Origin of the sequence: Catonella sp. (assembly GCF_052169795.1) — a bacterium.
GTDB lineage: Bacteria > Bacillota > Clostridia > Lachnospirales > Lachnospiraceae > Catonella.
On sequence record NZ_JBQNBU010000099.1, the window covers coordinates 1 to 6,956 of the forward strand.

Below are 6,956 nucleotides of genomic sequence, written 5' to 3' on the forward strand. Positions count from 1 at the left end.
AAACTTATTAACTAAATAGTCTTGAATGACTATACCATTATTATACTAGGAGGAGCGTATGAAAAAATTTAAAAAACTTGTAACAATGGCTTGTTTTATATATATGACATTGGGAACTGTGACTTCTACACAGGCTGCATTGAAAGAAAAAGACATAATCTGGATAGGATCAAGGCAAAATAGTTCATCAAGAATTAGCGGTATTTATGGGGACGTAGAGGCTGTATACGGACAAAATGTAGTGTATTCATCAGCGGCAAATAAAAAATACCAAATATATTTTGGTGCCACAGGTGAAAAGACCGGATTTAAATATAAAGATGTTACTGCACTTGCGGGGGGAAAACTCTATTATGTAACTACCAATAGAAACTCTTATAAGGGTATGATAATTGATGAAGAGGAAAATGAGATTTATTCCGGACTTAGAAATATAGCCGATGAAGTTATCGCCACATATGGAGATGGAGTAGTGAGCAAAGGAATTGAAAATGACAGGTTTATCTGCTGTGAAACCAAAGAAGGCTTAGTCATACTTGATACAAAGAGAGATTGTAAAGTAATAAGAAAGTATAAGGGATATGAGATTGATTCATTTAAGGAAATTTATAAGAATAAAGTAGATTATAGAAGACATATTCGGATTATAGACAAAGCAAAAGGGAGACTTGGATTTCTTTGGCTCTCACAGAAGTCAGGTGTTTCTGAGATTATAGCAAAAAATCTTTACAAATATAATGAACTTTTTATGAATAGGGAGGGAGAATATAAAATAATATACGCATCCAGTGATGGTGATAGTGCGAAGATTATGAATACTAAAGGTAAGGTGATTTGGAATGGTAAAAGGAAGGAAATAAGCACTGTTGCCGGAAATCTTATAGAATCAGAAAGATACGGTTTTAATCAGGGTAGTTACCCATATAAGGGTGCAGGTAAAGAAGAAACAGGTACCCATATATTGCTTACTATTTATGATAGAAATACAAGTAAATACGGTGTAATAAGAGATGATGGAAAAATGATGCTGGGTTACAAATATAACGATATATTAAAGACATATAAGGATATGGCTATAGTTGAAGACAAGAATGATAAGCAGTATCTTGTGAACTATAGGGGAAGGATATTGACTTCTCAAAAATATGACAAGATTTATACCTTCCATAATGGGAAAGCTGTAGTAAAACTTGACAATAAATATGGTATTATTTCAGAATCAGGTAAGGTGCTTGTTAAGCCAACCTATAGTAAGCTTATAGCAACGAAGCTCGATTTGGATAATGCTTTTCACGCATATGAAGTAGGTGTAACTAAAAATAAGGATATTTCTGCAGGAATGATAGTTAAAAAAGGTGAAGACTACATATATATAAATAAAGCAGGAAAGAAAAAAGTTCTTGAAGAAACCTACGACAATGTTAAAAAGCTTTCAAATATAAAGTATAAGGTAAGTCCGTTGCTTGTGACAATGTCTGATGGTAAATACGGCATTATGGCTGCTGATGGCAAAGAGTTGCACAAACCTAAATATGACTTCTTTGGAATTTTAAGCAGGGCAAAGGGAATATTTTCTCTAGGACGCAGAAAATATGGTAAATCAGGTGGTTATATGTCTGAAATAATTATAGATAAAGATGGAGAGAAGCTATTTAGCCTAAACCATACAAAATCTATAAAAAGAACTTCCACAGGAGAATATATTGTTGTGAAAGCTAAGTCAGCCTCAAAAGATAAAACAACAGAACAGGTATTAATCTACGATGCTGAGTTTAAGAAAATTGCAGGGTTTAAAAACAAGTGGGAAAAAATAATAGATTACAAAGATGGTATTTTCATTGTTATGGACAAAGATAATAACTATGGTCTTGTCGATAAATCAGGTACGATAGTTCTGCCGGTTAAATACACAAATTTAACTTTTAGCGGTGATTGTATTATAGTTAAAGAAACTTATGATGATGTTGAAGAAATAGGATTTTTGGTAAGGTAAAATTAGTTAAAAGAGGACAAACTTATGAAAGCAGCCTACAAAGAACCGGATTATGAAAGCATATTTAGACGGAATGCAGGCAATCCGTTAAAAACACTGATAGCCATTTATCAGGGGAAGTATATAAAACTTTTCTGGTCGGTAGTCTTTTTTCTTATAAAAGATTCACCGTCTTGGATATCTCCCCTCGTAATGGCTGCAATGATTGATATAATCACAAAGCCTGATGCAGAGGCGGTTAAAAAGATTATAATAAACTCAGTATTTATAATCCTTTTAACCGTACAAAATGTGCCTACAAGCTATATCCATGTATATTTTTATGCCAAAACGATAAGGCAGGTGGAAAAAGAGTTAAGATGTGCTCTTGTAAGGAAACTTCAGCAGCTATCCATTTCTTATCATACACAGATGGAGTCCGGCAGGCTTCAGTCTAAGGTAATGAGAGATGTGGAACAAATAGAAAACCTGAGTGCACAGATATTTATAACAGTACTTTATATTGTGGTAAATATTGTGGCAGCTCTTGTTATAGTTATAACCAAGAGTAAAATTGTCTTTGGTTTCTTCCTTGCAGCAGTACCGGTAGCGGTTCTGCTAATGCTCTATTTCAGAGAAAAAGTAAAGAATTACAATACTGCCTTTCGTAAAGAAATGGAAGAGACTACTGTTTCCGTAGTTGAAATGATGGAAATGATACCTGTAGCAAAGGCTCATGCCCTAGAACGCAGAGAACTTAACAAGATGGAAAAAAGGCTTGTAAATGTTGCAGATAAAGGTTTCAGGCTTGATATGATACAGACTTATTTCGGTGCGATGAGCTGGGTTGTATTTCAGGTGTTCAGAGTATTCTGTCTTATTTTCACAGCATTTATGGCACTTGATAAGAAGATAAGTATAGGTGATGTGGCTATGTACCAGTCTTATTTTGGTACTGTGGTAGGAAGCATAGCCGGCATAGTCGGACTTATACCTGTGGTATCAAAGGGACTTGAGTCTGTGAGTTCGATTTCGGACATAATGCTTAGTAATGATATAGAAGGAACAGACCAAAATAAGCTAAAGCCTGAGATAAAGGGTTTTGTGGAATTTGATAATGTAGGTTTTAAATATGATGACAGTGATGAACCGCTTTTTAGCGGACTTAGGTTTAAGGCAAGTCCGGGTGAAACCATTGCCATAGTCGGAGCTTCCGGTGCAGGCAAAACCACTATTCTAAACCTTGTAATCGGCTTTATGAGGGCAACTGAGGGCAGGGTGCTTATAGACGGCTGTGACATAAAGGAGATGAACCTTCATCATTACCGTAAAAGGCTTGCTGTAGTACCACAGAATTCCATACTTTTTAGCGGTACTTTAAGAGAAAATATTACCTATGGACTTGATAATGTATCGGAAGATGAACTTCAACGGGTAATAGATGCTGCAAACCTACGAGAACTTGTAGACAGCCTGCCTGAAGGACTTGAAACGGTCTTAAAGGAGCATGGCGGCAACTTCTCAGGAGGACAGAAACAGCGCATTTCCATAGCAAGGGCATTTATAAGAAATCCGAGAGTGCTTATCTTAGATGAGGCAACCTCGGCACTTGATACAGTTTCCGAAAGGCAGATACAGGAGGCTGTATCAAAGCTAGCCAAAGACAGGACTACATTTGTAGTAGCCCACAGACTTTCCACCATAAGAAATGCTGATAAAATAGCCGTAATGGAAAAGGGCGGTATGAAGGAATTTGGCAACTACGAGGAGCTTATGGAGCTGAAAGGAAGCTTTTATAATCTGATGGAGATGCAGCAGGGAGCAAGATAAATGTTACTCTGTATTGCTATTGTAATATTTTTGCGATATAATAGTTGAAAAAGGAGGGATATTTATGGCACAATCTACTTTAAGTATAAGAATTAATAGCGAGGATAAAAAAGGGTTTGAAACCTTTTGTGAACAGGTAGGTATGAATGCTTCAGTTGCTGTTAATATGTTTGTTAAAACGGTGATAAGAGAACAGAGGCTTCCTTTCGAGGTAAAAGCAGATCCGTTTTATAGTGCAGCTAATATGGAACGCCTTGAAAAATCAGTAAAACAGCTCAAAGAAGGAAAAGGCAAGGAACATGAACTGATAGAGGTAGAGAATTGAAGAAAATCTGGTCTGATGAAGCTTGGGAAGATTATGTTTATTGGCAGTCACAAGACAAAAAAACTCTTAAAAAAATTAATCGTCTTTTAGAGGATATAAACCGTAATGGATATAATTGCACAGGAAAGCCTGAACCATTATCAGGAAATCTTGCAGGATTTTGGAGTGTCCGTATAGATGATAAGAACCGTATTGTATTTAAGGTATCTGATAATATGCTTGAAATAGCTCAATGTGGTTCGCACTATAGGGATAAATAGTGGAGGGGATGTTGCAAAATAATAATAAATTACTGCTTGATATTTTACAGGAAGAAAAATCTTCAGGATATTCAGGCGGAATATATCACAAAACCCAGATTGAACTGACTTATAATTCTAACCATATTGAAGGGAGCAGTCTGACTCACGAGCAGACCAGGTATATTTTTGAAACTAATACTATAGGTACAGAAACCGGAAATCTCAATGTAGATGATGTGATTGAAACAGCAAATCATTTCCGTTTGGTCAGCCTGATTATTGACAATGCAAAGTCTATGATTACTGAAGAATTTATCAAAGAACTTCATTTAATACTTAAAAATGGAACAAGTGACTCCAGAAAAGAGTGGTTTGCAGTCGGAGACTATAAAAAACTGCCTAATGAAGCAGGTGGAATGAATACTGTTATTCCTGAAGAAGTTTCCGACAAGATGAAAGAACTTCTAAATGAGTACAATACTAAAGAAGAAATAAGCTTTGAGGATATTTTGGACTTTCATGCAAAGTTTGAGAAAATACACCCTTTTCAGGACGGCAATGGACGTGTTGGAAGATTGATTATGTTCAAGGAATGTCTGAAATATAACATTGTACCATTTATTATAGAAGATGATTTGAAAATGTTTTATTACCGAGGTCTTGCAGAATGGGAAACAGAAAAAGGATACTTGAGAGATACCTGTTTAACTGCACAGGACAGGTATAAAGCTTATTTGGATTATTTTAGGATTGGGTATTAATGCTTGTAAACTCTATAAATAAATGATAAACTATTATTAGTTACAAAAATTAGAACTAATATACGAGGTTGTTTATGATAATAATGAATTTAGAACTGGATAATATCTATGGGTTTAAGGATTTTAAGATGAATTTTGCCTATCCTAAGAAAATAGTCGGAAGCACAATAGAGAATGAGCATCTGCCACTAAGACCAAATTTTAGATATAAAAAAGTAAATATAATAATGGGAGGCAATGCCTCAGGAAAAACCACTTTAGGGAAGGCAATTAGGGATATTTTTTATAGTATTGCACTAAAACAGTTTGATGGGTTAGGAAATGCTATAAACGATAAAAATAAAATCGGGAAATTCGTTGCAGATATAGTTTTAGTCGAAAATATTATGCACAGATTTATTGGTAAAATTTTCCCAGATGATAAAAAAGTTATTATACAAGTGCAGAAAGCATATATAGCCAAAAACGATTCATACGAAAAATGCTGTAAAAAATTAAAAGAAACAACCAAATCAATGGGGGATGAAAGAATAAAAAAGATAGGCTGGAATTTTGCCCTAAGTGAAGGCAGTGAATTCATTTTAATTAATAATACGGATGATGGATTAAAGCTGGCAGTACTTGAAAAAGTTTTGCAGGCACTTGATACCGATATAATCTCTGTAGAAAAATTAGATGTTAAAGACAGTTATGTAATAAAAAAAGAAAATCAGGAGATAATTATACAGGAAGGTGAGGTAATTAAGGAAAGCAAATTATCAAGTGGAACCGTTGCGGGAATTAGAATAGCAAATTTGATAAGTTCAATTATTTTAAGAGAAAATGGCTTCTACTACTGTGACGAAAAATTCTCTTATGTACATTCTGATTTGGAACAGGCATTTTTAAGTGTGATGATTAATAAGCTTGGAGACGGAGAACAGCTATTTTTCACCTCACACAACATGGACTTATTGGACATGAATCTTCCAAGACATAGTTTTTCTTTTTTAAGAAAACGAGAAAAAATAGAAGTAGTATATCCAAGTGAATATATAAAGAAAAATGATATATCGCTTAGAAATGCAATGGAAAATGATGTATTTGATGTTGTTCCAAGTAGAGATAAAATCTATGAACTGGAGGATATAACTATTGAAGATTAAAAATAATCCGGTTCAATATTTTGTGGAGGGTGAAACAGAAAAGGCTTTTATAGAACAAATTAAAAATAAATATATTTTATCAGGAAAGATTGATGTACTAAATATTTTACAGAATGATATCAAAAACAGCAGGCTTATGAGTATAAAACCTAATACAACAATAATATTGATTTTTGATACGGATGTTCAAGAAAAAGAACTGTTAAACAGACTTGCTCAAAACATCAAAATTTTGAAAGCTTCAAAACATATAAAAGAAATTATTGTTATTCCACAGGTTTTGAACTTTGAAGATGAGCTTGTTTATGCTACAAATATTAAATCTATAGAGAAATTTATTCCAAATTGTACTAAGAAAGAGTTTAAAAGTTAGTTTATCAAACTTGGTTCCAATATTGTTGCTATGCTGGAAAAGCAGGATTTTAATGCAGATAAACTTTGGTCACGAAGTGTAAATAAAGACAACATATTTTATATCATAAATAAAAATGAAGTCATGTCAGCTAAAATAAAAATATAGTATTACTATCCTTGTAAATCTGTACCCAATTTCTAGGGTAAACTATCCTCCAAAACGCTAACATGATAATCGGAAGGAGGGAGCTAAAGTGAATATCATAAAATTATTTAATGATACTGTGAATTATATAGAAACAGTACTTGATGGCGAGATTGATGAGA

At 33.9% G+C, this 6,956-nt stretch carries 7 protein-coding genes; all 7 read left to right on the plus strand.

The genetic code is table 11. The features are described 5' to 3' along the window. Positions 1-58 precede the first annotated feature (58 nt). The 7 genes from ACTTKP_RS10515 to ACTTKP_RS10545 all read left to right on the plus strand — a co-directional run bounded on the left by ACTTKP_RS10515 (position 59) and on the right by ACTTKP_RS10545 (position 6,648). Positions 59-1,993 (plus strand): WG repeat-containing protein, encoded by a 1,935-nt coding sequence (locus tag ACTTKP_RS10515; protein ID WP_442553855.1) that lies wholly within the window; start codon positions 59-61, stop codon positions 1,991-1,993. A gap of 24 nt (positions 1,994-2,017) precedes the next feature. Continuing rightward, entirely contained in the window at positions 2,018-3,802 is a 1,785-nt protein-coding gene (locus ACTTKP_RS10520) for an ABC transporter ATP-binding protein (protein WP_442553856.1), read from the plus strand. A gap of 64 nt (positions 3,803-3,866) precedes the next feature. Continuing rightward, on the plus strand, positions 3,867-4,127 hold the full coding sequence (locus ACTTKP_RS10525) for a type II toxin-antitoxin system RelB/DinJ family antitoxin (protein WP_442553857.1): 261 nt from the start codon (positions 3,867-3,869) through the stop codon (positions 4,125-4,127). Beyond that, positions 4,124-4,387, plus strand: a complete 264-nt coding sequence (locus ACTTKP_RS10530; RefSeq protein ID WP_442553858.1) for a Txe/YoeB family addiction module toxin — start codon at positions 4,124-4,126, stop codon at positions 4,385-4,387. The genes ACTTKP_RS10525 and ACTTKP_RS10530 overlap by 4 nt, the downstream gene beginning before the upstream one ends. An 11-nt stretch (positions 4,388-4,398) precedes the next feature. Beyond that, a complete protein-coding gene (locus ACTTKP_RS10535; RefSeq protein WP_442553859.1) occupies positions 4,399-5,130 on the plus strand; it encodes a Fic family protein in 732 nt (243 codons plus the stop codon). A gap of 128 nt (positions 5,131-5,258) precedes the next feature. Further along, positions 5,259-6,275, plus strand: a complete 1,017-nt coding sequence (locus tag ACTTKP_RS10540) for an AAA family ATPase (RefSeq protein WP_442553860.1) — start codon at positions 5,259-5,261, stop codon at positions 6,273-6,275. Next, a complete protein-coding gene (locus tag ACTTKP_RS10545) occupies positions 6,265-6,648 on the plus strand; it encodes a hypothetical protein (RefSeq protein WP_442553861.1) in 384 nt (127 codons plus the stop codon). Before ACTTKP_RS10540 ends, ACTTKP_RS10545 begins: the two co-directional genes overlap by 11 nt. Positions 6,649-6,956 lie beyond the last annotated feature (308 nt).